The following is a 26120-nucleotide window of genomic DNA, read 5'->3' as shown; positions in this document are numbered from 1 at the left end:
CCCCGCTTGCTCACCGAGCAGGCGATGCCGGCCCCGCCGCCACTACCGCGGAGTTTTATCATGCCCACCGACATTCCACCGGCGCCAGCCGCCATTCCCCTGTTAACGCTCGATAACATCGGCAAGTCCTATGTCGGCCCCGTGCTGGGCGGCGTGGGCCTGCGCTTCGCCCCTGGCCAGGTGCTGGCGCTGACGGGCGAGAACGGCGCGGGCAAGAGTACCTTGTCGAAGATCATCTGCGGCCTGGAGCAAGCTACCACGGGCACGATGCTGCTCGACGGCAAGCCCTACCAGCCCGCCTCGCGCGGCGCCGCCGAGGCGCTTGGCATCCGCATGGTGATGCAGGAACTGAACCTGATTCCCACCCTGTCGATCGCGGAAAACCTGTACCTGAAAAACCTGCCGCAGCGTTTCGGCTTCATCGACCGTACGCGCCTCGGGCGCGACGCGCGTGAACAGATGGAAAAAGTGGGCTTGGGCGGACTCGACCCGTGGACCCTCGTGGGCGAACTGGGCATCGGCCACCAGCAAATGATCGAGATCGCGCGCAATCTGATCGGAGCCTGCCGCCTGCTGGTGTTAGATGAGCCGACGGCCATGCTGACGCACCGCGAAGTGGAATTGCTGTTCCTGCAAATCGAGCGTCTGAAGGCCGACGGCGTGTGCATCATCTATATTTCGCACCGCCTGGAAGAACTCAAGCGCGTGGCCGACCGCATCGCCGTGCTGCGCGATGGCCAGCTCGTGTGCGATGACGATATCGCGGGCCATTCCGCCGCCGACCTGGTCAGCCTGATGGTGGGCCGTTCGGCCGACGACGCTGTCGACCTGAGCGGCCGCAGCATCGGCGCACCGCTGTTGCGCGTGCGCGGCCTGACGCGCGGCAAGGTCGTCAACCCGACCTCGTTCGACTTGCGCGCCGGTGAAATCCTCGGCATCGCCGGCCTGATCGGCTCGGGCCGCACGGAATTGCTGCGCCTGATCTTTGGCGCCGACCGTGCCGATGCCGGTGACGTGTTCCTCGGCGACAGCGAGGTGCCCGCCGCCTTGCACTCGCCGCAGGCAGCAGTGAAAGCCGGCATCGCCATGATCACGGAAGACCGCAAGGGACAAGGCTTGCTGTTGCGCCAGTCCATCGCCGTCAACACGACCCTCGCGTCGCTCGACACCGTCAGTGGCGCAGGCTGGCTCAACGACGCGGCCGAAGCATCGGTGGCCGACGATTACATCCAACGCCTCGGCATCCGTTCGCGCAACAGCGCGCAAACGGTGGCCGAATTATCCGGCGGTAACCAGCAAAAGGTGGTGATCGCCCGCTGGCTGTATCGCGACTGCCCCGTCATGCTGTTCGACGAGCCCACGCGCGGCATCGATATCGGCGCCAAGTTTGATATTTATCAGGTGCTGGCCGAACAGGCGCGCCAGGGCAAGGGCCTCGTCATTGTCTCGAGCGACTTGCGCGAACTGATGCTGATCTGCGACCGCATCGCCGTCATGAGCGCCGGCAGCATCGTCGACACCTTCGAGCGCGGCGCCTGGAGCCAGGACGCGCTGCTGTCGGCTGCCTTCTCCGGCTATTTGACCCCCACTTCCACTCCAGCTGCGGCCTGATCCGCCGGAAAGATTCCCATGACCACCAATTCCTCTCCTTCGTATCTGCAGCGCAGCCTGGCCGACCTGAAAAACTATGCGGGCCTGATCGGCGCCCTGGTCGCCATGTGCGTGCTGTTCTCGTTCGCCAGCGAAAACTTTTTCACCCTGGCCACCTTGAGCACCCTGTCGAACAATATCCCGACCCTCGTCGTGATGGCTGTCGGCATGACGTTTGTCCTGATCATCGGCGGCATCGACTTGTCCGTCGGTTCCGTCATGGCGCTGGCCGCGTCCGTGCTGTCGCTGGCCGTCGTGCACTGGGGCTGGCCCGTGTGGAGCGCGGCCCTGCTGGGCATGTTCGTTGCCGCCCTGTGCGGCGCCACCACGGGCCTGATTTCCGTCGGCTGGCGCATACCCTCGTTCATCGTCTCCCTGGGCGTGCTGGAAATGGCACGGGGCCTCGCGTATCAAGTGACGAACTCGCGCACGGAATACATCGGCAGCGCCGTTGACGGCATCAGCTCGCCGATCGCGTTTGGCCTGTCGCCCGCTTTCATCGCCTCGATCGCCATCGTCGTCATCGGCCACCTGGTGCTCACGCGCACGGTACTGGGCCGTCACTGGATCGGCATCGGCACGAATGAAGAAGCCGTGCGTTTGTCCGGCATCAACACAAAACCGTCAAAAGTACTGGTGTTTGCCTTGATGGGCTTTCTCGCCGGCGTGGGCGCGCTGTTCCAGGTATCGCGCCTGGAAGCGGCCGACCCGAACGGCGGCGTGGGCATGGAATTGCAAGTGATCGCCGCCGTCGTGATCGGCGGCACGAGCCTGATGGGCGGACGCGGTTCCGTCATCAGCACGTTCATTGGTGTGCTGATCATTTCCGTGCTGGAAGCGGGCCTGGCGCAAGTGGGCGTGTCGGAACCCGTGAAACGCATCGTCACGGGCCTGGTGATCGTCGCCGCCGTCGTGCTCGACACCTACCGCCGCCGCGGCGAGCGTTCATAATAGCCGCCCATGGCAACCATCAAACAAGTGGCGCAGGCGGCGGGGGTGTCGTTTACCACCGTGTCGCACGTCCTCAACAATACCCGTCCCGTCAGCGACGAGGCGCGCCGCGCCGTGCTGGCGGCGGCGGAGGCACTGCATTACGTGCCCAGCGCGCTGGCGCGCTCCCTGCGCAGCCGCAGCACGGGCACCATCGGCCTGATCATTCCCAACAATACGAACCCGTATTTCTCGGAAGTGGCGCGCGGCATCGAGGACAGTTGCTACGCGGCCGGCTACAGCGTGATTTTGTGCAATTCCGATGACGACCCCGTCAAGCAGCGCGACTACCTGAACGTGCTCTTGACCAAGCGCTGCGACGGATTGATCCTGTCCGCGCTGGCCGACAGCGATGGCGAACTGCTGCGCAAGATGAAGGTGCCGGCCGTGCTGCTCGACCGCGCGCCCAGCGACCTGTCCATCGATGCCGTGGCCGTCGATAACCGCGCCGGCGGCGTTCTGGCCGCGCGCCATTTGCTGGGCCTGGGACGCCGGCGCCTCGCCTGCATCGCCGGTCCCCGCGAAGTGAGCATTTCCAACGACCGCATAGCCGGCGTGCGCAGCGCCATGGCGGAGGCGGACGTGGCCCTGGCCGACGCCCTGTGCCGCCACGCGGACTTTACCAGCGCGGGCGGCTATGCGGCCGCGCTGGACTTGCTGGCGCTGCCGCCAGGCCAGCGCCCCGACGCCTTGTTCTGCTGCAATGACTTGATGGCCTTTGGCGCCCTGCGCGCCGCCGCCGAGCGCGGTATTGCCGTGCCCGTGGACCTGGCTGTCGTCGGCTTCGACGATATCGACCTGGCCAGCTTCGTGCATCCGGCCTTGACCAGCGTGGCGCAAAACACGCGCGAGCTGGGCCACATCACGGCCGCCTGCCTGCTGGCGCGCATCGCCGACCCCGCCTTGCCGCGCCAGCAGCGCAGCATCGCACCCGAGCTGCACGTGCGCGGCTCCAGCGTGGCCGCCACGCTACCTTCTTCCGCACCTACTTCTTCACCTGCAACTGAACTGATGGGAATGACATCATGATCGTGGTTATCGGCAGCATCAATATGGACCTGGTCTTGCGCGTACCGCGCATGCCCCTCCCCGGCGAAACCCTGACGGGCGGCGCTTTCCGTACAATTCCTGGGGGCAAGGGCGCCAACCAGGCCGTGGCTTGCGCACGCCTGAGCGGCAATGTGGCGGGCGCCCAGCAAGTGGCCATGGTTGGCTGCGTGGGCGACGACGCGTTTGGCGCGACGTTGCGCGCGGCGCTGGTGGGCGACGGTATCATCGACAGCCACATCACCACCTTGCCGGGCGTGGCCTCGGGCATCGCCTCGATCCTGGTCGACGACAATGGCCAGAACAGCATCGTGATCGCCGGCGGCGCCAACGATCTGCTCAGCCCCGCGCACATTGACGCAGCGCAAGGTTTGATCGAACAGGCGGACATCGTCGTGCTGCAGCTGGAAACGCCGATGGCCACCGTCGTGCATGCGATCAAACTGGCCCGTTCGCTGGGCAAGACCGTGGTGCTGAACCCGGCCCCGGCGGCCAGCTTGCCGGACGGCGTGCTGGAACTGGTCGACTACCTGATTCCGAATGAAATCGAAGCGGCCATGCTGGCTGGCGTCAGCCCGGATGGCGCGGATGCCAAGGCGCTGGCCGCCGCGCTGCAAAAGCTGGGCAGCGACAACGTCATCATCACCTTGGGTTCCAAGGGCGTGCATGCGGCCCTGTATGGCGGCGATTACACGTTCCCGGCCGAAGTGGTGCAAGCCGTCGACACGACGGCCGCCGGCGATACCTTTATCGGCGGTTTTGTGGCGGGCCTGGCGTCCGGCATGGACGAGGCGGAAGCGATCCAGCAAGGCCAGCGCGCTGCCGCCTGGAGCGTCACCAAGCCCGGCGCGCAAACCTCGATCCCCCACTTGCACGAGTTGTTCTGAGACCATGAAAAAATCACCGCTGCTTAATATTGCGCTGTCGCAACTGATCGCTTCGCTCGGCCATGGCGACATGCTCGTCATCGGCGACGCGGGCTTGCCGTCGCAACCGGGCGTGCCCCTGATCGACCTGGCCCTGACGCGCGGCATCCCCGGCTTCATCGATACCGTCAACACGGTATTGAGCGAGATGCAGGTGGAATACCATTTGCTCGCCAGCGAGTTGCCGCAGCACAATCCGGCCATGGCGGCGCAGGTGGCGGCCCTGGCCTTGCCCGATGCGCGCCAGGTGACGCACGAGGAGTTCAAGCAATTGAGCAAGGGCGCGCGCGCCATCGTGCGCACGGGCGAGTGCAGTCCGTACGCCAACATCATTTTGGTGGCCGGCGTCGTGTTTTAACGCAAACAATGGTGAGTTTGTTTGCCAAAAACATCAACGCTATTGTCCTCACTGAAATAATTATCCATTGGCAAAAGGGGCGGCTACAATAGCCTTGCCCCTGCCAGCTCGGCAGCTTCCTGGTGTTCCGCCATGCCGATGAAAGCCCCCGACGCTTTCCGCTTTGTCTTGCCGCTCGCCGGCAGGCTGGCGCACGGCTGGCGCTGCCTCTTCTTCTTCTGCCTGCTGCTGTGCCTGGCTACGCCTGCACGGGCGCTGGAACCCGTCTCCCTGCAGCTCAATTTCACGCACCAGTTCCAGTTTGCCGGCTATTACGCGGCCATCGAGCAAGGCTATTACCGCGAGGCGGGGCTGGACGTCAAACTGGTCGAAGGCGGTGGCGGGCAGTTGGCCGAGGCGGCCGTGCTGGCGGGCCAGGCCGAGTATGGCGTGGGCAACAGCACCTTGTTGCTCAGCCGGCTGGCGGGCAAGCCCCTGGTGGTGCTGGCCGTCGTGTTCCAGCATTCGCCCAGCGTGCTGCTGATGCGCCAGCAGGGCGGCGCGCCCGACGTGCGCAAGCTGGTGGGCGCGTCCGTGATGATCGGTGCGGCCGGCGATGTGGCCCTTGCCGCCGATGAAGTGTCGCTGTTCCTGGCGAAAATGGGCGTCGCGCCGCAGCAGATGCGCCACTTGCCGCCCAGCTATCGGATCGAGGATTTGATCAATGGCAAGGTCGATGCGATTGCCGCGTACTCCACCAACGAACCGGACTACCTGGACCGGGCAGGCTTTTCCTATTACCAATTTACGCCGCGCACGGCCGGCATCGATTTCTACGGCGACAACCTGTTTACCAGCGAGCACGAACTGCGCCGTCATCCCGAACGCGTCAAAGCGTTCCGCGCGGCCAGCCTGCGTGGCTGGCAATATGCGATGGCGCATCGCGAGGAAATGGCGCGCGTGATCCTTGCCAAGTACAGCCAGCGCCACGACCGCGCGCACCTGCTGTACGAGGCGCAGCAGATGGAATTGCTGCTGCAGCCCGTGCTGGTGGAGCTTGGCTACATGAATCCCCAGCGCTGGCAGCACATCGCCGACACCTATGCCAGCATGGGCGTGCTGCCGCGCAATGCCACGGACAGCCGCGCCTACAAGGGTTTTTTGTACCGCCCCGTGCCGGGCGCCGACCTGGGCTGGCTGTATCTGTCGCTGGGCCTGGCGGGCAGCCTGCTGGCCGTCTCGGCCGCCTTTCACTTCAACAACCTGGCACGCGAGCGCCGCCGCACGGAGGAAACCATCCGCCAGGGGGAATTGCGCTTTCGCACCATGTTCGAGGAAGCGCCCATGGGCATCGCCCTGATCGATACCGTGAGCGGACAGTTTCTCGACATCAATCCACGCTACCTGGCCATCAGCGGACGTAGCCTGGAACACATGAAGCAAACGAGCTGGATGGAGATCAGCCATCCCGACGATGTGCCCGGTGAGCTGGAGCAGGTGGCGCAGTTGCTGGCGCGCAGCTTGCACGGCTTTCGCCATGCCAAGCGCATCGTGCGGCCCGATGGCGGCGTGGTGTGGGTCGACGCGTCGGTGACGGCCATCGCCACGGCGCGCCATGGCGGTCCGCACCACTTGTGCATGCTGGAAGACGTGACGGACAAGCGGCAAACGGAAGCGCTGATCTGGCAGCAAGCCAATTTCGATACCCTGACGCAATTGCCGAACCGGCGCATGTTCCACGAACGCTTGCGCCAGGCCTTGGCCCAGGGCCGGCGCGATACGAGCCGCGTGGCCATCCTGTTCATCGATCTCGACCATTTCAAGGAGGTCAACGATACCCTCGGCCACCACCAGGGCGATATCCTGCTGATCGAGGCGGCGCGGCGCATCCGCGTGGGCGTGCGCGAGACGGATACGGTGGCGCGCCTGGGCGGCGATGAATTCACGGTGATCCTGTCCGACCTCGATGATTTGCAGCAAGTCGACCGCATCGCGCGGCAGATACTCGACGGCTTGCTGGCGCCGTTCCTGCTGGGGCAGGAGCAGGCGTTCGTCTCGGCCTCGATCGGCATCACCCTGTATCCGGACGACGCGGGCACGATCGAGGACTTGCTCAAGCATGCGGACCAGGCCATGTATGTGTCGAAAGGGGCGGGGCGCAACCGCTACAGCTACTTTACGCCCGCCATGCAGGTGGCGGCCGTCAACCGCATGCGCCTGGGGGCGGACTTGCGCACGGCCTTGCGCGAGCAGCAGATGCAACTGTATTACCAGCCCATCGTCGAGCTGCACAGCGGCAAACTTGCCAAGGCGGAAGCCTTGCTGCGCTGGCACCATCCGCAGCGGGGTGTGGTATGCCCGCCGGATTTCCTGGCGCTGGCCGAAAGCAGCGGCCTGATCGTGGAGATCGGCGACTGGGTGCTGTGCACGGCGGCCGCGCAACTGCTGCGCTGGCGCGCGCAGGGCCAGGTCATTGGATTGCCGGGGCTGCAACTATGCCTGAACCAGTCGCCGCTGGAACTGCAGCGCGAAGTGGAGGCGCCCGGCACCTGGCTGCGTCAGCTGATGGCGCTCGATGTGCCGGCCTCGGCCATCGTGCTCGACATGCGCGAAGATGTACTTTTGCCAGGTGGCAATAGCATGGCGCCACGCCTGCAGCACTTGCGCGAAGCGGGCTTGCAGATCGCCCTGGACGACTTCGGCAGCGGCCATGCCTCGCTGACGCAGCTGCAGCAGTGCGGCATCGATTACCTGAAGCTCGATGGCGTGCTGGTGCGCAAGCTGGCACCCGGCAGCAGCGAGCTGGTGCTGTGTGAAGCCATCGTCACCATGGCCCACAAGCTGGGATTGCAAGTCATCGCCGAAGGGGTGGAGACCGAAGAGCAGCGCGCGCTGCTGCTGGAGATCGGCTGCGATTTTGCGCAAGGCGAGCTGTTTGCGCCGCCGCTGGCCATCGTAGCGTTCGATGCGCTGCTGCACGCGCAGCGGCCCTTGCACCCTTGAAACAGGCATCGTCCGCCACCAGATTTCATCCAGGCCTGCGGGACGGGGCTCCCGGCTTGAACGGGCTTATACTCGACGGGCTGGCGCCTGCGCCCGGCTTTGCTGTCACCGGTAGCTAACGGGGTGCGCAGGCAATATTTCTTCCATTCACTCAACTCGAGGTGACCTCATGGGCATTTTCAGCAATATCTACAACAAGATCTTCCACCATTCGTCCGACGCTGCCCCGGCAGCCACGCCGGCCGCCGCCACGACAGCACCTGCCGCAGCACCGGCGGCCGCACCTGCACCTGCTGCGCCAGCGGCTGCCGTGCCCGTGGTGGACGTGGAAGTGGTGCTGGTCGACCTGGCCAGCAAGAACGCGGAAAAACTCAATTGGCGCACGTCCATCGTCGACCTGATGAAATTGCTTCAACTCGACAGCAGCCTGGCGTCGCGCAAGGAATTGGCGCAAGAGCTGCATTTCACGGGCGACACCAACGATTCAGCCAGCATGAATATCTGGCTGCATCGCCAGGTGATGATCAAGCTGGCGGAAAACGGCGGCAAGGTACCGGAAGAACTGAAAAATTAAACACCTGGCGGCGGCAGGGGTATCCACTGTCACCGCTATCCAATCGCGTGGGAACTGCCTATCATGGAGTTCCCATGATGTCGTGATAGCTAAAACTAATTGAAACTATTGTGACAATCAATTTCGAATATGGGTTAAAACCCCTTACACTAGAGTCTTACTGATTCACCACACGAGAGGAAATGAAATGTCGCTGATCAATACCCAAGTTAAACCATTCAAGGCAACCGCATACCACAATGGCAAATTCGTCGACGTGACGGAAGCGTCGCTGAAAGGCAAGTGGTCGGTATTCGTCTTCTACCCAGCCGACTTCACCTTCGTTTGCCCAACCGAACTGGAAGATCTGGCCGATCACCACGCTGAATTCCAGAAGCTGGGCGTCGATGTCTACGGCATCTCGACCGATTCGCACTTCGCGCACAAAGCATGGCACGACACCTCGGACGCGATCAAGAAAGTGCAATACGCACTGATCGGCGACCCAACCGGTACCCTGTCGCGCAATTTCGAAGTCATGATCGAAGAAGAAGGCATGGCACTGCGCGGTACCTTCGTCATCAATCCAGACGGCTTCATCAAAGTTCTGGAAGTGCATGACAACGGCATCGGCCGTGACGCATCGGAACTGTTGCGCAAAGTTAAGGCAGCTCAATACGTTGCCGCTCACCCAGGCGAAGTTTGCCCAGCCAAATGGACGGAAGGCGCAGCAACCCTGACCCCATCGCTGGACCTGGTCGGCAAGATCTAAGTCTCGATGCAGCACGTAGCAAACAAGTAGTTACCGCGATGCCGGACCGGGCGTCCGGCCCGGCATTCGCCTAAATATTTGTAAAGGAAGAAAAAATCATGTTAGATGCAACCCTCAAAACCCAACTGAAATCCTACCTGGAAAAAGTGGTGTATCCGCTTGAGCTGGTCGCTTCTCTCGATGACAGCGCAAAAGCCCGCGAGATGAAGGAATTGCTCCAGGAGATAGTCCTGTTGAGCGACAAGATCACGCTGGTCGAGCGCCTTGACGCTGGCGTACGGGCCCCGTCGTTCAGCATCAACCGTACCGGCTCGGACATCGGCGTGCGTTTCGCTGGTGTGCCGCTGGGCCACGAATTTACCTCGCTGGTGCTGGCGCTGCTGCAAGTGGGCGGCCACACCATCAAGTTCGACGATGCCGTGATCGAGCAGATCCGCAACCTCGACGGCGATTACGAATTTGAAACGTTTATTTCGCTCTCCTGCCATAACTGCCCGGAAGTGGTGCAGGCCTTGAATGCCATGGCCGTGATCAACCCGCGCATCAAGGTCACCACCATCGATGGCGGCGTGTTCCCGAAAGAAGTGGAAGAACGCCAGATCATGGCCGTGCCGATGATGTTCCTCAATGGCGAACACTTTGGCCAGGGACGCACGAATGTCGAGGAAATCCTCGCCAAGCTCGACACCAACGCCGGCGCTCGCCAGGCCGAAGCGTTGAACAAGAAAGACGTGTTTGACGTGCTGATCGTCGGCGGCGGCCCAGCCGGCGCGGCAGCGGCCATCTACGCGGCCCGCAAAGGCATCAAGACGGGCGTCCTGGCCGAGCGTTTCGGCGGCCAGGTGCTCGACACCCTTGCCATCGAGAATTTCATTTCCGTCAAGGAAACGGATGGTCCGAAGTTCGCCATGGCGCTGGAACAGCACGTCAAGGAATACGAAGTCGACATCATGAACACCCAGCGCGCCGCGAAATTGACGCCGGGCAAGTTGGTGCAGATTGAAACGGCGAATGGCGCCATCTTGAAAGCCAAGACCGTCATCCTGGCCACCGGTGCCCGCTGGCGCGAAATCAACGTGCCGGGCGAAAAGGAATACCGCAACCACGGTGTTGCCTACTGCCCGCACTGCGATGGTCCTTTGTTCAAGGGCAAGCGCGTAGCCGTGATCGGCGGCGGCAATTCGGGTGTGGAAGCGGCGATCGACCTGGCCGGTCTCGTGAAACACGTGACCCTGATCGAGTTCGGCGCGGAACTGCGTGCCGATGCGGTGCTGCAACGCAAGCTGCACAGCCTGCCCAACGTGACGGTGATTACGTCGGCGCAAACGACCGAAATCCACGGCGACGGCAAGATCGTCAATGGCTTGAGCTACACGGACCGGGTCAGCGGCGAGTCGAAGAAGGTCGAGCTGGAAGGCGTCTTCGTGCAAATCGGCCTGGTGCCGAACACGGAATGGCTCAGAGGCACGGTAGCGTTGTCGCGCCACGGCGAAATCGAAGTGGATGCACGCGGCCAGACCTCGATCCCCGGCGTGTTTGCGGCCGGCGACGTCACCACGGTGCCGTACAAGCAGATCATCATCGCCACCGGCGAAGGTGCGAAGGCAGCCCTGTCCGCCTTTGACCATCTGATCCGCTCGGACGACGACGAAGTGGTGGAAGAGTCGGCAGCGAAAGAAGCGTTGACGGCATAAGTATTGAGTTGTATCAAAAAACCGGAACGGTCGCGAGGCCCTTCCGGTTTTTTTTACGCCTGGCGCCTTACATCTTGAATGCCAGCCCCACGCGCACGTTGCGCCCTTCGCCGTAGTACGAGGAGTTCGAATTGACCTGGTATTGCTTGTCGAACAGGTTATTCACATTCACGGACACGCTGACGGTTTTGCTGAACGCGTATTGCAGCATGGCATCGGCCAGCACATAGCTGCCCTGGCGGATGATGGGGTCGCCCGGCAAGGCCAGGTAGGACATATCGGAGCGCGTATGGTTTTGCCAGCGCACGCCGCCGCCCACGTTCAGGCCGCCCGCGCCGGCGCCGCCCAGTTCCGGCAAGCGATAGCTGGTGAAGACTTTGAAGGTGCTTTGCGGCACTTCCGTATTGAGTTGCTTGCCGTCGGAATCGGCGCTCATGTTGCGCGCAAAGCCGGCCATGCCTTGCCAGTTGGTGGCCAGCTGGCCCGCCACTTCCAGTTCCAGGCCGCGGCTGGTCGTGCCCGTGGCGGCGCGGTAGGCTTGCGAACCGTCCGGCGCAAAGGCGCCGGGGATCGACACGGCAAAATTGTCTTGCTTGGTTTTGTACAGGGCGGCCGTGACGTTGAGGCGGTTGTCCAGCAGTGCGCCTTTCACGCCCGCTTCGTAGCTGTTGCCCAGCAGGGGATCGAGGTAGCTGCCATCGGCGCCCTTGTTGTTTTGCGGCTGGAAGATATTCGTGTAGCTGCCATACACGGACCAGTCGCGGCTGACGTCGTAGACGACGCCGGCGTAGGGCGTGAACTCGCCCGTTTCCTGGCGGCTGCTACGGTCCGTGACCTTGCTGTCGTACGGCGTTTCCGATTGCGCACGCTTCCAGCTGGTGACGCGCGAACCGAGCACCAGCGCCAGGCTGTCGGTCGCCTTGATGCGCGCCGTGGCGTAGACGCTGTTGGTGCGCTCGGTGGAATGGATGTTGCTGTTGGGCGGATTGTCCGGTTTCACGGGCGTATTGCCATCCCAGGTGAAAATATTCTCGATGACCTTGCTCCAGCCGGGGAAGGACCAGCGGCCGTGGCCTTGCGTATCGTTGCGCGTGCGCGAACTGGTGGCGCCCAGCACCAGTTCATGGCGGCGGCCGAACAGGTCGACGGGGCCATTCGCATAGATGTCCAGCGTATCTTGCACAGGTTCGCCTGCCCACAGGGCCGACCACAGCCCCACGCCTGTGCCGGTGACCTTGTCGATGCCGAATTCATCGGTCCAACCCGGCACTTCCGTGTAGTCGCTGCTGTCGCGCGTCAGCGTGGCCTTGGCGCGCCAGCCGTTGCCGAACTGGTGTTCCAGGCTGGCAAAGTAACTGCGGTTTTCGCGGTCGGTGGACGCCCAGCGCGCGCCCGAGGAATCGGAGCGGCGCCAGTGCGTGCGCGTGCCGTCCGTGTAAAAGAAGGGGCGGCCCGAGCGACCCACGCCTGTGGCGTTGTAGTCTTGCCAGGCAAAACCGAGGGTGGCCAGCGTATTCGGCGCCAGGTCCGCCTCGACGATGCCATAGAGCACTTTGCGCTTTTCCTTTTCATAGTCGACTTGCGACTGGTTTTCCTGCACGGCCGCCACCAGACGCGCGCGCACCGTGCGTGCCTCGTTGACAGGGCCGGCAATATCGGCTTCGCCGCGGCGGTAATCCCAGGTGCCGCCCGTCAGCTTGAGGCTCGCTTGCGGCGTGGCCGTGGGACGCTTGCGTACCAGGTTGATGGTGGCGCCTGGCGTGCCGATGCCGTTCATCAGGCCGGTGGCGCCGCGCACCACTTCGGCGCGGTCATAGATCACCATGTCATTCGTCTGGAAGATGCCCACGTAATCCGTAAACAGCCGCGCCACCCCGTCGACCTGCATGTTTTGCACGCTGGCGCCGCGCGCAAAGAAGCCGTTGGTATCGCTGCCGGACGGACCGTATTGCACGAAGGTCAGGCCCGTGGTGCGCTTGACGAGGTCTTCCTGCTGCACGATGTTTTGCTCGTCCATCTGCTGGCGCGTGACGACGCTGACGGACTGAGGCGTTTCGCGGATCGACAGGGGCAAGCGCGTGGCCGTCTGCATCGACGCCGTGGTGTAAGAGGCGCTGCCTTCTGTGGTGCCGTCACGTTCCTGCGCCGCGCTGACGGTGACGGGCGCCATGGTCTTTTCCGGCGCGGCAATGCTCCCGGCGCGGATGATCACGTCGTTACCTTCCACTTGCGCCACCAGGCCCGTACCGGCCAGCAAGCGTTCGAGCGCCTGGCGCGGGGACAATTGCCCGCTGACTGCGGGTGCCTGCTTGCCGGCCACCAGGTCAGGGTGCACCATCAGTTGCAATCCCGCCTGGCGCGCCAGGGTATTCAAGGCCGTGCCCAGCGCCTGCGCCGGCACGGCCACCGTGACGACGGATTCCGTGGTCAAGGCCTGGGCGTGCAGCGAGGGCGTGGCGCCGATGGCGGCCAGGGCGATGGCCAGGGTGAGGGGAGCGAGGTGGAACGGGGAAACGGTACGCGGGCAAGACATCGGGGCTCTTCTCCAAAAGTAAACATAAATACGAATCATTACCAATGAAGACGCACGAACTGCCAAACAGTTGAGGTCAATCGCAAAAAAATTTACGGCGCGGCCGTGATGACGGTGCTGCCGCCTTCTTCGTGCAGGCGCAGGGGCAGCACTTGCGGCAGGGCGCGGCGGAAGGATGCCACTTCGCGCAGTTTGAAACTGCCGTTCAGGCGCAGTTCGCCCACGGCCGCATCGCCCAGGCGCAAGTGCGTCGGGCCGTAGCGTTCGAACTCGGCCAGGGCTACACGCAGTGGCGTGTTGTTGAAATGCGCACGGCCTTCGCGCCACAGCAGGGCATCCTCGGGCGTGGCATTCGTCAACGCTCCCAGCTTGCCCGCCGCATCGCTACGCACGGCCTGGCCCGCCGTCAGCACCAGCGGTGCGCCGTTGCCCGCCACGCGCACGATGCCATGTTCCACTTGCACATTGGCGCCATCGCCGTACAGGCCGCTATGCGTATGGCGCACGCTAAAGCGCGTGCCCAGCACGGTGACGCGTACGGGGCCGGCCAGCACCTCGAACGGGCGGGTCTTGTCGGGCGCGACCGTCAACAGGGCCTGGCCTTCCGGCAGGCGCACTTCGCGGCGCTGGCGGTACAGGGTGACGTCGGCGCGCGTGGCTGTGTCCAGGCGCAAGGTACTGCCGTCGGGCAATTCCACGGTCAATTGTTCGCCGCGCGCGCTGGCAAAGCTGGCGCTGTAGACGGGCTGATGCAGCCAGTATTGCCAGCCGCCCGCCAGCACGGCGCAAACGACGGCGGCGCCAGCCAGGCGCATGGGCTGGCACAGTTGCATCAGCCAGGCAAGGCGGGGCGGCGATGGCGCCGCCTTGCTGACGGGTACGGGACGCAGGCGGGCGATGGTGGCGTCCGGCAATGCACCGAGGCCATACCATGCGCGGGTCAGTTGTGCGTAGGCAGCTGCATGCGCCGCGCTGGCGGCCAGCCATTGCTGGAAGGCCGCTTCCTCGCGATCGTCGAGGCCATCCTGGCGGCGCACCAGCCAGTCGGCGGCCTGCACGTCCAGCGCGGGCTGTTGCGCGAGGAAGGCGGCGCTGTCGTGGCGATCCGATGGTCTCATGGCTGCGTCTCCTGCATGCGCTCTTCCACGGCCTTGCAGGCGAGCACGCCGCGCATGATGTGCTGCGCCACCATATTGCGCGAAATGCCCATCTGGTCCGCCACTTGCTGGTGCGACAGGCCATCGAAACGGTTCAGGATGAATGCTTCGCGGCAGCGCGGTGGCAAGGCTTCGATGGCGCGGGCGATGGCCGTGGCATATTCCTCATAGGCATAGATTTCTTCCGGCTGCGCATGCGCGGGCGCAGAAGGCTGCTGCGTTTCCAGCAAGATGTCGAGCTCGTCATGGTCGCGCACGGCGCGGCGGCGGTGGCCATCGATCAGCAGGCGGCGCGCCGTCTGGTGCAGCAGGGCGCGTGGCTCGGCGATGGCTTGCCCCGCGCGCTGCATGCTGAGGAAGCGGGCATAACTTTCCTGCACTACGTCAGCGGCGGCCGCCCGATCCTTCAGGCTGCGCAGGCAAAAATTCAGCAGTTCTCGGTAATAACGTGCAACCACGGGAGACAGTCGGCAGGAAGGGCAGGACGGCGTTGCTAACATGCCGTAAATGATAACGATTCTCATTGTAGCAGTGCCCCAACGCCGCTGTCGATGCCGCGCTTCCGTGCCGTGGTGTTTATGCTGAAGCTCAGCTGCCCGCGTACTGCGGATTGGCGGCCACATACACCTGGATACCGTCGACGGCCATGTCCTTCGGCGCGATGTCGCTCAGGGCGAAGACGGTCTTGTTGCTGAAAGTTTGCACGTGCCACGTAAAACGCTGGCCGGCGCGCGCGATGGTGACGGTTTCGCCGCGCGTGACGTTGATGTGGCGCGTGTCGGGCTGCAGCTCGATGCTGCGCTGGGCGGCGGCGCGTGGGGCGCTGCTGCCGTAGTCGGCGGCCGTGCCCGTGGGGCCGGCAGCGATGGCGGAGGTGGCAAAGGCGGCGCACAGGATGGCCAGGGCGCGGCGGTGGGTGTTCAACATGCTGATCTCCAAGAATAGGCTGGACGCGGTGAATAACCGCGCCGTTTTATGGTGGTGGCTGCACCGGGATCGCCGGTTTTTGCAACACGGCATCGTAAGCTGTCCTTGGTCGATCTGCAAAGCTGTATTTCCTGTCTATATTTCCACCGTCGCCGCCAGTGGCACGTCGGGCGCCAGGTGGCTGGTCAGCACGATGCACTGGCGCGCCAGGCGGGATGGCTCGGCTAAGCGCTGGCGCAAGTACGCCATGGCGGAGGCATCGAGGCCATTGAACGGTTCATCGATCAGCAGCAGGCGCACGGGCAAGGCCAGTGCCAGCGCCAGTTGCAGTTTTTTATGCTGGCCCAGGGACAGGGCGGTGATGCTCTGCTGCAAGGTGGACGTCAGGGCAAACGCGCTCAACTCGTCGTTCAGCAGGGACTGGTCGCAGCCCGGATACAGGGCCAGGTGCAGGTCGAGAAACTCGTGCACTTGCAGCCAGGGCAGGGCGGGTAGGTCGCCGCCGCAATAGAAAGCTTGCGCGCGGTAGGCTAACGGCATGCAGCCGCTGTCGATATCGTCCAGGCGGATAGCGCCGCGCGCGGGCAGCAGGGCGCCGCCCGCCAGCTTCAGCAAGGTCGTCTTGCCGGCCCCGTTCGCGCCACGCAGCCAGTTGATGCCGGGGCCGCATTGCAGATTGAATCCCTGGAAGACGCTGTGCGTGGGAAAGTGAAAATCAAGGTGCTCGATGTGCAGCACGGGAGAAGGCAGGTTCAATTCCATAATTCGCTTCCGATGGCGCTCAAGGCAAGGATGGACAGGACGACGAGGACGACCCGCCCGCGCGCCGTCAGGCGGGGCAGGCCGACGATGGCCAGCAGGGCGGCGCTGGCAGTGAGGGCATACACGCTGGTCACGCGCTGCTGCAGGACTGACGGATCGATGACGTACAGCAAGAAAGCACCCGCCAGCAGCACGGCAAACGCCGGCAGCAGACTGGCCGCGCAGGCCAGGCGCGTCAAGCCCGTGCTGGCCAGGGGCCAGGCGTCCAAGGTGGGACGCAGCACGGCGATCTGCTCGCGCACGGCCTTGTCGCCCCGGTCCGTCAGAATGACCAGGCTGGCGCTGGCCAGCAAGCCAAGCAGCGGCGCGGGCACGAGCGGTGTGCGCAGCAGCCAGGCCAGCATGCTGGCGCCAGCCGTGGCCAGCAGCACGCTTTGCTGCAGGCCGATCACATTTTCGTTGCGCCAGAACGGCAGCCAGAACAGCTGGCGCCACAGGAATACGCTGTGCCAGCGGTGGCGTTGCGGCACGTAGGTCGTCATCGTGGGCGGGCGCGCCCCTTGGGCGGGGCGGGGTGCGCGCAGGCGCAGCGCGATGATGCCGCTCGTCAATATCCACGCCAGCAGCCAGATGATGAGGGTGGCGGCCATGCCGGGCGCGACGATAGTGCGCAGCCAGGGCGGCGACTGTATCAGCCAGATGGCGGCCGAGACGGCATAGGCGAGGCCCAGCGGCAGCATCAGCAGGCCGGCCACGGCGATGTCGGCCTGCCAGCGCAGGCGCGGCGGCAAGGGCAGTTGGCGCAGCCAGGCGGCGGTACTGGCCGGCAACAATCGCTTGCGCAGCAGCCACGCGGGCAGGCACGTGAGCAAGGCTTGCGCGGCCAGCAGGCTCAAAGCGGCGGGCCAGGGCAGTGTCATGGCGAGAAAGCCGGGCAGGGCGATGACGCTGAGCAGACCCAGCAGGACGGGACCGGCCAGGAACACGAGAATTTCCATGGAACTGGCCAGGCTGGCGGCAAATTGCAGCAAAGCATGATGGGCCAGGCGCAGTCGCAGGGCGAGGTAGGGGTGAATACTACGGGGCAAGCGCATGCGGGCAGGGGTGGAGTCAGGGTAGCGCTGATTCTAGAGCATTTGCTGTCCAGAAATGGGAAAAGCCCTTCGGTTCTGGGAACCAAAGGGCTTTTCTTTTATTGGCGGAGCGGACGGGACTCGAACCCGCGACCCCCGACGTGACAGGCCGGTATTCTAACCAACTGAACTACCACTCCAAGCTCGTATGATCTGTGTTGCTGATCCATGAAGCACTGGATAATTTTCTGTTTTGGTGGTGGGTGCTGAGAGGCTCGAACTCCCGACCTACGCCTTGTAAGGGCGCCGCTCTACCAACTGAGCTAAGCACCCGCATACCCAGAAAACTATCCTGACGTTTGTCACCACGTCTGGAAGAGGCACTATTATAGGGGGCGCTTTCGTGCTTGTGCAACTATTCTTGACGGCGAATGGCAGTTTTTTTGCTGAAAAGCGCAAAAATGTTCAGGCGAGGGGGGATAGGCGTGTTTTTGGCTTCTGAAATGGGAAAAGCCCTTCGGTTCTGGGAACCAAAGGGCTTTTCTTTTATTGGCGGAGCGGACGGGACTCGAACCCGCGACCCCCGACGTGACAGGCCGGTATTCTAACCAACTGAACTACCACTCCAAGCTCGTATGATCTGTGTTGCTGATCCATGAAGCACTGGACAGTTTTCTGATTTGGTGGGTGCTGAGAGGCTCGAACTCCCGACCTACGCCTTGTAAGGGCGCCGCTCTACCAACTGAGCTAAGCACCCGTTGCTTGTCTCAGAAAACCATCCCGACGTTTGTCACCACGTCTGGAAGAGGCGCTATTATAGGACGGCTAAAATCCTTCTGCAAGCGCTTTTTTCACATTATTCCGTGATATTCCACTGCGACAGCATCCACGCCATATTGAATGCGTTCTCGGCAATGGCGTTGTAGCGGCCCGACGCACCGCCGTGGCCGGCACCCATATTCGTTTTCAGCAGCAGGGGATTGCCATCCGTCTTATATGCGCGCAGCTTGGCCACGTATTTTGCCGGTTCCCAGTACATGACCTGGCTGTCGTTCAGGCCCGTCGTCACCAGCATGGCGGGATAATTCTTGCGCGCAATGTTGTCGTATGGCGAGTAGCTGAGCATGTAGTCGTACGCGGCCTTCTGGTTCGGGTCGCCCCATTCCAGATATTCTCCCGTGGTCAGCGGCAGGCTGGCGTCCATCATGGTGTTCATCACGTCGACAAACGGCACGGCTGCGTGCACGGCGTGGAACAGGTCGGGGCGCATGTTGACGACGGCGCCCATCAGCAAGCCGCCCGCGCTGCCGCCCTGGATGATCAGGCGGTTCGGGCTGGTCCATTTTTCGCGCACCAGATAGTCGGCGCTGTCGATGAAGTCATTGAAGGTGTTTTTCTTCTTCATCAGCATGCCGTCCTCATGCCAGGCTTCACCCATGTCGGTGCCGCCGCGGATATGCGCCTGCGCATAGATGACGCCCCGTTCCAGCAGGCTGATGCGGCTGATGGCAAAACTGGCTTCCGTGGAAATGCCATACGAACCATACGAGTACAGCAGCAGCGGCGCGGAACCGTCGAGCTTGACGCCTTTCTTGTAGACAATCCACAGCGGCACTTGCACGCCATCGCGCGCCTTGACCCACAAGCGCTGCGTCGTGTAGCGGCTGCCGTCAAAGCCGCCGACGATTTCCTGCTGCTTGAGCACCGTGCGCTTGCCATCCTGCATGTTGACGTCGATGACGGTGGGTGGCGTAACGGGAGACTGGTAAGACATGCGAAATTGCGTGGCGGAAAACTCCGGCGTACCGGCCGCCGTGGCCAGGTAGACGGGGTCGTCGAACTGCACCGTCTTCCAATTCTTTTGCGCAAAATCAAGGATGCGGGCGCGGTTCAGGGCGCGCGCCTTTTCCATCACCACCAGGTAACCCTGGAAGACGTCGATGGACTGGATCACGGCATACTTGTTGTGCGGCACGACCGGCTTCCAGTTCTTCGGCTGCGGCGCGGACAAGGGCGCGCTGACGACACGGAAATTCTTCGCCTCCTTGTTGGTCAGAATATACAGCTGGCCGTCGCGGTGCTCGATGCCGTAGCGGTGGCCTTTTTCACGTTTCAGCACGGATTGAAAGATGCCTTGCGGCTTGCTCGTTGGCAGCAGCAGCACTTCGCTGGTATCCGTGCTGCCCGAGGTGAGCACGAAGAATTGCTTGTCGCGCGTGCGACCCACGTTGATGGCGAACTGTTCCACCGGCTCGTGGTAGACCTGTTGCGGCGCACCGCCCAGGGCCAGGCGGAACAATCGATCCGAGCGCTTGGTGGTAGCGTCTTCCTGCGCCAGCATCAGGGTGGCGTTGTCCGCTGCCCACGCCAGCGATGTCACGCGCGGCATGCTGTCGCCCAGCAGTTTGCCCGTTTTCAAATCCTTGACATGCAACTCGTACTGGCGGAAACCCGTCGTGTCGGTGGTGTAGGCCAGCAACTGTTCATTCGGGCTGACGCTGAAGGCGCGCACGGCAAAGAATTTGTGGCCTTCGGCCAATTGATTCTGGTCCAGCAGGATTTCTTCAGCCGCCTGCGCATCGTAGGCGCCACTGGCGCCGACGGGGCGGCGGCAGTGAATCGGGTATTGCTTGCCCGCTTCCACGCGCGTGTAATAGTAGAAATTGCCCTGGCGCGCGGGCACGGACAGGTCCACTTCCTGCATGCGGCCCTTGATTTCCGCATACACCTTGTCGGCCAGCGGCTGGATCGGCGCCGTGACGGCGGCCGTGTAGGCGTTTTCCGCATTCAGGTAGTCGATCACGGCAGGATCGGTTTTCTTTTGCAGCCAGCGGTAGTCATCCGTGACGACCGTGCCGTGGCGCGTTTCCTGCCAAGCCGTCTTGGCGGCGACCGGTGCACTGGTGGTTATGGTGGTGGTGTCGGCCAGCGCGGATGGCGCCAAGGTGGAGAGAAGCACGGCCGGCAGGATGGATGAGCAGACGGCCAGTCGGCGTAAGACGTGAGGTACAGTGGACAAGGCAACTCCCTAGGTTTCGTTGTTGTGCAGCGATTCTATTCTTGCTAAATAGAAAAGCCAATCATGATTTCAATCAATACCGTCCCATTGCTTGCATCCACTGGCATTTGCAGCGATACTGTATATAATTACAGTATCCGATAGCATCCCGCCGCGAGGTGTCCTTGACCGCATCTGCCCCTACATTGCCTGAAACCCGCCGCTGGATAGCCCACTTGGACATGGACGCCTTCTTCGCCTCTGTGGAACTGTTGAAATATCCGGAATTGCGCGGCGAAGCCGTCGTCATCGGCGGCGGGCGCTTGCAGCAGCCCGTGCTGCAGGAAGATGGCACGCGGCAATTTGCGCGCATGCGCGACTACGTGGGGCGCGGCGTCGTCACCACCTCGACCTACGCGGCGCGCGCCTTTGGCGTGTTTTCCGCCATGGGCATCATGAAGGCGGCCAAGCTCGCGCCCGACAGCATCCTGCTGCCGGCCGATTTCGAGGCTTACCGCGAATATTCGGCCCGCTTCAAGCAGGCCGTGGCCCGGTTGTGCCCCATCATCCAGAACGTGGGCATCGATGAAATCTATGTCGATCTGACCGAATACGGTGAGCAGGCGCCGGCCATGGCGGCGCACCTGAAGGCGGCGGTGTCCGAGGCGACGGGCCTGTCGTGCTCGATCGGCCTGGCGCCGAACAAATTGTTGGCGAAAATCTGTTCTGACCTGGAAAAACCCGACGGGCTCACCATTTTGTCGCCCGAAGATATCGCCACGCGCGTGTGGCCCTTGCCGGCGAAAAAGATCAACGGCATCGGCCCGAAGGCGACGGCCAAGCTGGAAGCCTTGGGCATTGTCACCATCGGCGAGCTGGCGCAGGCCGACATGGCCATGCTGCGCACGCAGTTTGGCGACCTGTACACGGGCTGGCTGCGCCAGGCGGCGCTGGGCATCGATGAGCGGCCCGTGCAGACGAGCCGGGAAACCAAGTCCGTCAGCCGCGAAACGACGTTCGAGCGCGACTTGCAGGTGGTGCGCGACCGCGCCACCCTGTCGGAAAAGCTGGAAAGCCTGTGCACGCGCGTGGCCGGCGACCTCGACAAACAGTCGCTGGCGGGGCGCACGGTGGGCATCAAGCTGCGCTTCGAGGATTTCAGCACCGTCACGCGCGACATCACCTTGCCCAGCGCCACGGCGGACGCCGCCGCCATCCTGCGCGCCAGCCGCGATTGCTTGCGGCGCGTGCCATTTGAAAAGAAAATCCGCCTGCTGGGCGTGCGCATCTCGACCTTGTCCGATCCGGCCAGCGTGATGCGGCAGGCGCCAGCCCAGGCGGAGCTGTTTCCCGCCCTGTAGCGGCATTCTCCACGCATCAACAACACCACGCCAGTCCGCGCTTTTGACGGCATTCCCGTGTCGAAAGTGTAGAATGGCGTTCCCCTGGCACTACTGAAACAAACGGAAGACAAAAACTATGTGGTTCAAGAATCTTCAGATTTACCGCCTGCCCGCACCATGGGCCTACACGCCAGAACAACTGGAAGAGGCCTTGTCCTCGAACAAATTTACGCCGGCGACCAGCATGGATCTGATGCGCCAGGGCTGGGATACGCCACGCCCGAACGGCGGCCTGGTCCACGTGGTCAACAAGCAGATGCTGATCCTGCTGGGCACGGAAAAGAAACTGCTGCCAGCGACCGTCATCAACCAGGTGGCCAAGGCCCGCGCTGCCGAGATGGAAGAAGCGCAAGGGTTTGCGCCTGGTAAAAAGGCCATGAAGGAATTGAAGGAACGCGTGGCCGACGAGCTGCTGCCGCGCGCCTTCAGCATCCGCAGCAACGTCTGGACGTGGATCGATCCCGTCAATGGCTGGCTGGTGGTCGATGCCGCCAGCCCGGCAAAAGCCGATGAAGTCATCAAGCTGCTGCTCAAAGCCGTCGACAAACTGCCGCTGGAAAGCCTGCGCGTGCAGCGCTCGCCCGTGGCGGTGATGACGGAATGGCTGCAAGCGGACGATGCGCCGGCCGGCTTCACGGTCGACATGGATACGGAATTGCGCGCCACGGGCGAGAGCAAGGCCACCGTGCGCTACGTGCGCCACACGCTGGAAGCGGACGACGTGCGCCGCCATATCGCGGCCGGCAAGCAGTGCACGCGCCTGGCCATGACGTGGAACGACAAGATTTCGTTCGTGCTGACGGAGTCGCTGGCCATCAAGAGCGTCAAGCCGCTGGACGTGATCAAGGAAACGGAATCGAGCACGAAGAACGACGAAGAGCGTTTCGACGGCGACGTGATGCTGATGACGGGCGAGCTCTCCAAGCTGATGGCCGACGTGGTCGAGGCATTGGGCGGCGAAGCGACTGCATAAGCGCAGTCATGCCGGTACGGAAAAGGAGCTGCGGCTCCTTTTTTTTCGCCTATGCAATGTGTTGCTGCATAAAAAAAGCGCCTTGCACGGTGAGGTGCAAGGCGCTTTCGAGACAAGCTAATTTACAACGTCAAATTAGAACTTGTAGTTGCCGGTGATGTAGAACGAACGCATCATTGGATCGGCGTAGCGTGGGTCGAAACCAACCTGGTGGCCCGACGAAGAGCGCAGCGACAGCGGCGGTGCACGGTCGAACAGGTTTTTGATGCCTGCGCGGATCGTGGTTTGCTTGTCAAAGGCGAAACGCGCTTGCCAGTCGAACGTGGTGTACGACGGAACTTGCAGGCGGAAATCCTTCACTTCTTTTTTGGTGGCCACGTCGTACACGGTAGCTGCCGCATCGGTGTAGCCGTTACGGTAGTTGACCGTTACCGTGTTGCTCAGGCGGCCCGTATCCAGGGTCGTCGTCAGCTTCATCAGGTTGCGGAACGTGACTTCGTTGGTATCGCCGAAGAAGTCCATGTTGCTGGTGTAGATATTGTCGCTACCAGCTTTGGTGTAGTTCGCGTGCAACATGTGCGTACCGCTCAGTTGGGCGGTCAGCTTGCCGAAGTCAAACTTGTGGTTGGCCGACAGATCCCAGTCGATACCACGGTATTCCTTCTTGCCGATGTTGACCGACAGTTTCTTGAACGCGTAGTAGGGATTGCCGGTCGACGGTTCGATATATTGCGTGAAGCTCGTCGCGTACTTGACTGGATCGGCAAATGCCTGCGCTTCGGTGATTTCCGATACGGCATTACGCAGTTTCACATCCCACAGGTCGGCGCCGAACGAGAAGGCCGCGCTAGGCTCGACACGGAAGCCCAGGGTGAACTGTTTCGATTTTTCCGATTGCAGCTCAGGATTACCTTCCGACATGGCGTTGTATTGCGTTGCTTCCGCGCGGCACAGTGCCGTACCTGGGTAAGGGCAATCAAATTTCTTGGCAGTAAAGCCTGCAGTGACCAATGGCTGTGCCAGGTCCAGCATGCTTGGCGCCTTGAAGCCCGTGCCGTAGGAACCGCGGATCAGCACGGTTTGTACCGGCTGCCAGCGTGCCGATACCTTGTAGGTATTGGCGCTGTCTTTTTTGCCGACAGTTTTGCTGTTCAGCTTGTCATCGATCGCCTTGACGGCATCGTAACGGCCGCCAACGGTCATTTCGAACGACTTGGTCAGCGGTGCCAGCAATTCGACGAAAGCGCCATAGGTATCGCGGCTCAAGTCGTAGGCAGGCGAGGTGTTGAAGTTGTAGATATCTTTCGACGTGCCGTTGCTGTCTGGCGACTGCTCATAGCGGTAGGTGCGGTAATCGCCACCGATACCCAGGCTGGCCTTGCCGCCTGGCAGGTCGAACAGTTCACGCGAACCGTGCGTGTCGACGCCGCGCATGGTGGTCGATGCGGTACGGATCGAACCGATGAACTGCGCGCCAGCGATTTGCGACTGCACGGATGGCTTTTGCGTTGTTGCAAACGGATTGAAATCCGGATTGGCGAGGATGTCCTTGAAGCCTTGATTTGTTGCGTAACCGCCCGTGTAGCGCTCGTCGATCGAGTTTTGCGACCAGGTCAGGCCGCTTTCGAAGTTCCAGGCGCCCAGTTCACCTTCCACGCCCACCACCATGTGCTTGGTTTCGGTGATGGTGTTGCTGGCGCGCAGACCGAAGTCCGTCGTACGGTAGTTGGCGGTGACCGACTTGACGTCGGCACGTTGCGCTGGCGTCAGGTAGGGCGACACATAGGTGTTGTACAGCGCGCTGTCCTTGGCGATCGAAATCGGAATCGGATTGGCGGCGATACGCGCGGTCAGGTCGAAGCGCGAGTAGGCGACTTCGGCGAACGCGTTCAGGTTGTCGTTCAGCTTGTACGTGCCTTTGGTAAACAGGCTGTCGCGTTTCGATTGCGGCACGATTTCCACGGTGGAACCGGTGTCGAAACCGCAAGCGCGTGCATTGCTGGTGGTGAGGTCGAAACCTGTAGGGCATTCGCCGGTCATCTCCAGGTAAGGCGTGAATGCGGTCGAGACACTGTCTTTTGTCTTGTAGGCAACGGTGGCGCCTGCTGGTGCAGCCGAGGTGCTGGTGCGGTCCCAGATGTAGTTCTTGCCGCCGCGGGCGAATTTCAGGTACGAGCTATCGGCGAACGTACGGTCGGTAGCGCGCAGTTTCGACTGCTCGTCGTGGCGGTACGAGACCAGCACGTTGAAGCGGTCTTCGTCCAGGTCTCCGAAACCATAGGTGACGCTGGTATTCCAGGTGTTGCCGCCCTTGGCTTCCGGAGCGCTGTAAGTGGCTTCCAGGGTGGCGCCTTGCTGGTTTTTCTTCAGGATGAAGTTGACTACGCCGGCGATGGCGTCCGAGCCGTACAGGGCCGAAGCGCCGTCGGTCAGGACTTCGACGCGCTCAACGGCGCTCATCGGGATGGCGTTCAGGTTGACCGTGGTGCCGGAACCTTGTGGCGCGATGCGGCGGCCGTTCAACAGCACCAGGGTGTAGGTCTCGCCGATACCGTGCAGCGATGCGCTGGTATTGCCGCCCGAATTCGAACCAGCGGCGACTGCGCCGATGGTGAAGCCTTGCATGGCTGGCAGTGCCTGGATCAGGTCGGCTACCGAAGTGGCGCCCGATTTGGCGATCGCTTCTTGCGACAGGCGCTGTACAGGCAAGGCGCCTTCGACAGCGATACGCTTGATGCTCGAACCGGTAATTTCAACTTTTTGAATTGCTTCGTCCGCCATGGATTGGCCAGAGAACAAGACGCTACCTGCCAGAACGGTCAGGGCCAGGCGTACGCTGCGCACGCCAATTTTTTCTTTAAATGCCATTGTAACAATTACTCCGTAGTAGTTTTAATAACGACAAGCAGTACACGAGCACGTATAAGCCATCGGATAGATGACCAGCAGTGCTCGTGTACGGTAGGCGGAACCACGTCGGTGGGAAGTGGAAGACTACTTAGCGCAATATTGTTATAAATGCACTTTTGACTTGTCGAGGCGAACATTATGTCGTCTCAGCAAGAAAAAATGCATATCAACCGTGTCGGATTTGGCAATAAATTATGGATACAGAAGAATATTCAAGTTAATTGTTAAATTGCAGTTTTATATTTAATAATATCGGTGTTTTTAAAAATGATGAATGGCGTTTTTTTACAACATAAAATTATTGTATTGGCAATTTGATGTTTTACCTGCAATAATTCGACGAAATCTGCGGCTTTGCAGAATTTTTGAAAGGCAAAAAAACGTAAAAAAAGCCCGTTAAAACGGGCTGGTC

The 26120-nt window shown here is 62.1% G+C and carries 19 protein-coding genes and 4 tRNA genes; 11 read left to right on the top strand and 12 right to left on the bottom strand.

Annotation, left to right across the window (positions count from 1 at the left end):
* The first annotated feature begins 60 nt into the window (after window positions 1-60).
* From AC3IQ7_RS00365 to ahpF, 9 genes are all read left to right on the top strand, one after another.
* Entirely contained in the window at window positions 61-1611 is a 1551-nt protein-coding gene (locus AC3IQ7_RS00365) for a sugar ABC transporter ATP-binding protein (protein WP_489208056.1), read from the top strand.
* Window positions 1612-1629: 18 nt separating this feature from the next.
* The gene (locus AC3IQ7_RS00360) at window positions 1630-2601 is read left to right on the top strand and encodes an ABC transporter permease (RefSeq protein ID WP_099379238.1); all 972 of its coding nucleotides are present in this window, start codon (window positions 1630-1632) and stop codon (window positions 2599-2601) included.
* A gap of 9 nt (window positions 2602-2610) precedes the next feature.
* Window positions 2611-3669, top strand: a complete 1059-nt coding sequence (locus AC3IQ7_RS00355; RefSeq protein ID WP_489208055.1) for a LacI family DNA-binding transcriptional regulator — start codon at window positions 2611-2613, stop codon at window positions 3667-3669.
* Window positions 3666-4574, top strand: a complete 909-nt coding sequence (gene rbsK, locus AC3IQ7_RS00350; protein ID WP_489208054.1) for a ribokinase — start codon at window positions 3666-3668, stop codon at window positions 4572-4574. Before AC3IQ7_RS00355 ends, rbsK begins: the two co-directional genes overlap by 4 nt.
* A 4-nt stretch (window positions 4575-4578) precedes the next feature.
* Window positions 4579-4971: a D-ribose pyranase gene (rbsD, locus tag AC3IQ7_RS00345; RefSeq protein WP_035823039.1), complete on the top strand. Its 393-nt coding sequence runs from the start codon at window positions 4579-4581 to the stop codon at window positions 4969-4971.
* 132 nt (window positions 4972-5103) lie between these two features.
* Entirely contained in the window at window positions 5104-7953 is a 2850-nt protein-coding gene (locus AC3IQ7_RS00340) for an EAL domain-containing protein (RefSeq protein WP_322428935.1), read from the top strand.
* Window positions 7954-8122: 169 nt separating this feature from the next.
* Window positions 8123-8527 carry a DUF3597 domain-containing protein gene (locus tag AC3IQ7_RS00335; RefSeq protein WP_322428936.1) on the top strand — a complete coding sequence of 135 codons (405 nt, stop codon included), beginning with the start codon at window positions 8123-8125 and terminating at the stop codon, window positions 8525-8527.
* A gap of 187 nt (window positions 8528-8714) precedes the next feature.
* A complete protein-coding gene (gene ahpC, locus AC3IQ7_RS00330; RefSeq protein ID WP_099379243.1) occupies window positions 8715-9278 on the top strand; it encodes an alkyl hydroperoxide reductase subunit C in 564 nt (187 codons plus the stop codon).
* Window positions 9279-9376: 98 nt separating this feature from the next.
* Window positions 9377-10972, top strand: a complete 1596-nt coding sequence (ahpF, locus tag AC3IQ7_RS00325) for an alkyl hydroperoxide reductase subunit F (protein ID WP_489208053.1) — start codon at window positions 9377-9379, stop codon at window positions 10970-10972.
* Window positions 10973-11039: 67 nt separating this feature from the next.
* Here ahpF and AC3IQ7_RS00320 read toward each other — a convergent pair whose 3' ends face one another.
* The 11 genes from AC3IQ7_RS00320 to AC3IQ7_RS00270 form a co-directional block, all read right to left on the bottom strand.
* Complete coding sequence (locus tag AC3IQ7_RS00320) at window positions 11040-13505, bottom strand: TonB-dependent siderophore receptor (protein WP_489208052.1); 2466 nt, start codon at window positions 13503-13505, stop codon at window positions 11040-11042.
* A gap of 92 nt (window positions 13506-13597) precedes the next feature.
* A complete protein-coding gene (locus AC3IQ7_RS00315; protein WP_489208051.1) occupies window positions 13598-14623 on the bottom strand; it encodes a FecR family protein in 1026 nt (341 codons plus the stop codon).
* Window positions 14620-15120: a sigma-70 family RNA polymerase sigma factor gene (locus tag AC3IQ7_RS00310; protein ID WP_489208050.1), complete on the bottom strand. Its 501-nt coding sequence runs from the start codon at window positions 15118-15120 to the stop codon at window positions 14620-14622. Before AC3IQ7_RS00310 ends, AC3IQ7_RS00315 begins: the two co-directional genes overlap by 4 nt.
* Window positions 15121-15250: 130 nt before the next feature.
* Complete coding sequence (locus tag AC3IQ7_RS00305; protein WP_322428941.1) at window positions 15251-15589, bottom strand: CzcE family metal-binding protein; 339 nt, start codon at window positions 15587-15589, stop codon at window positions 15251-15253.
* 135 nt (window positions 15590-15724) lie between these two features.
* Window positions 15725-16351 (bottom strand): ABC transporter ATP-binding protein, encoded by a 627-nt coding sequence (locus AC3IQ7_RS00300; RefSeq protein WP_322428942.1) that lies wholly within the window; start codon window positions 16349-16351, stop codon window positions 15725-15727.
* Window positions 16342-17439 (bottom strand): hypothetical protein, encoded by a 1098-nt coding sequence (locus tag AC3IQ7_RS00295; protein WP_322428943.1) that lies wholly within the window; start codon window positions 17437-17439, stop codon window positions 16342-16344. Before AC3IQ7_RS00295 ends, AC3IQ7_RS00300 begins: the two co-directional genes overlap by 10 nt.
* Window positions 17440-17547: 108 nt before the next feature.
* A tRNA-Asp gene (locus AC3IQ7_RS00290) sits at window positions 17548-17624 on the bottom strand.
* A 57-nt stretch (window positions 17625-17681) separates the two neighbouring features.
* Window positions 17682-17757: transfer RNA gene (locus tag AC3IQ7_RS00285), tRNA-Val, on the bottom strand.
* A gap of 217 nt (window positions 17758-17974) precedes the next feature.
* A tRNA-Asp gene (locus AC3IQ7_RS00280) sits at window positions 17975-18051 on the bottom strand.
* A gap of 54 nt (window positions 18052-18105) precedes the next feature.
* Window positions 18106-18181 (bottom strand) — tRNA-Val (locus tag AC3IQ7_RS00275).
* 99 nt (window positions 18182-18280) lie between these two features.
* Window positions 18281-20443 carry a S9 family peptidase gene (locus AC3IQ7_RS00270; protein ID WP_489208049.1) on the bottom strand — a complete coding sequence of 721 codons (2163 nt, stop codon included), beginning with the start codon at window positions 20441-20443 and terminating at the stop codon, window positions 18281-18283.
* 185 nt (window positions 20444-20628) lie between these two features.
* Here AC3IQ7_RS00270 and dinB point away from each other — a divergent pair, with 185 nt between their 5' ends.
* Both dinB and AC3IQ7_RS00260 read left to right on the top strand, forming a co-directional pair.
* Window positions 20629-21783, top strand: a complete 1155-nt coding sequence (dinB, locus tag AC3IQ7_RS00265; protein WP_099379250.1) for a DNA polymerase IV — start codon at window positions 20629-20631, stop codon at window positions 21781-21783.
* 118 nt (window positions 21784-21901) lie between these two features.
* Window positions 21902-22798 (top strand): recombination-associated protein RdgC, encoded by an 897-nt coding sequence (locus tag AC3IQ7_RS00260; RefSeq protein WP_034754435.1) that lies wholly within the window; start codon window positions 21902-21904, stop codon window positions 22796-22798.
* A gap of 135 nt (window positions 22799-22933) precedes the next feature.
* Here the strand turns inward: AC3IQ7_RS00260 and AC3IQ7_RS00255 are convergent, their stop codons facing one another.
* The gene (locus AC3IQ7_RS00255) at window positions 22934-25666 is read right to left on the bottom strand and encodes a TonB-dependent receptor (protein WP_099379251.1); all 2733 of its coding nucleotides are present in this window, start codon (window positions 25664-25666) and stop codon (window positions 22934-22936) included.
* Between the last annotated feature and the right edge of the window lie 454 nt (window positions 25667-26120).

The sequence above is a fragment of the Janthinobacterium sp. GL_088 genome, from assembly GCF_057837845.1.
Note: the sequence above shows the minus strand (reverse complement) of the source record. Positions and strands in the feature narration are given on the sequence as shown.

Excerpts from the sequence above, each read along its gene's own strand:
- AC3IQ7_RS00260 (WP_034754435.1), top strand. The coding sequence starts at position 21,902 with ATGTGGTTCAAGAATCTTCAGATTTACCGCCTGCCCGCACCATGGGCC.
- ahpF (WP_489208053.1), top strand. The coding sequence starts at position 9,377 with ATGTTAGATGCAACCCTCAAAACCCAACTGAAATCCTACCTGGAAAAA.
- rbsK (WP_489208054.1), top strand. The coding sequence starts at position 3,666 with ATGATCGTGGTTATCGGCAGCATCAATATGGACCTGGTCTTGCGCGTA.
- AC3IQ7_RS00315 (WP_489208051.1), bottom strand. The coding sequence starts at position 14,623 with ATGAGACCATCGGATCGCCACGACAGCGCCGCCTTCCTCGCGCAACAG.
- ahpC (WP_099379243.1), top strand. The coding sequence starts at position 8,715 with ATGTCGCTGATCAATACCCAAGTTAAACCATTCAAGGCAACCGCATAC.
- AC3IQ7_RS00355 (WP_489208055.1), top strand. The coding sequence starts at position 2,611 with ATGGCAACCATCAAACAAGTGGCGCAGGCGGCGGGGGTGTCGTTTACC.
- AC3IQ7_RS00365 (WP_489208056.1), top strand. The coding sequence starts at position 61 with ATGCCCACCGACATTCCACCGGCGCCAGCCGCCATTCCCCTGTTAACG.
- AC3IQ7_RS00360 (WP_099379238.1), top strand. The coding sequence starts at position 1,630 with ATGACCACCAATTCCTCTCCTTCGTATCTGCAGCGCAGCCTGGCCGAC.
- AC3IQ7_RS00300 (WP_322428942.1), bottom strand. The coding sequence starts at position 16,351 with ATGGAATTGAACCTGCCTTCTCCCGTGCTGCACATCGAGCACCTTGAT.
- AC3IQ7_RS00255 (WP_099379251.1), bottom strand. The coding sequence starts at position 25,666 with ATGGCATTTAAAGAAAAAATTGGCGTGCGCAGCGTACGCCTGGCCCTG.
- AC3IQ7_RS00320 (WP_489208052.1), bottom strand. The coding sequence starts at position 13,505 with ATGTCTTGCCCGCGTACCGTTTCCCCGTTCCACCTCGCTCCCCTCACC.
- AC3IQ7_RS00340 (WP_322428935.1), top strand. The coding sequence starts at position 5,104 with ATGCCGATGAAAGCCCCCGACGCTTTCCGCTTTGTCTTGCCGCTCGCC.
- rbsD (WP_035823039.1), top strand. The coding sequence starts at position 4,579 with ATGAAAAAATCACCGCTGCTTAATATTGCGCTGTCGCAACTGATCGCT.
- AC3IQ7_RS00305 (WP_322428941.1), bottom strand. The coding sequence starts at position 15,589 with ATGTTGAACACCCACCGCCGCGCCCTGGCCATCCTGTGCGCCGCCTTT.
- AC3IQ7_RS00335 (WP_322428936.1), top strand. The coding sequence starts at position 8,123 with ATGGGCATTTTCAGCAATATCTACAACAAGATCTTCCACCATTCGTCC.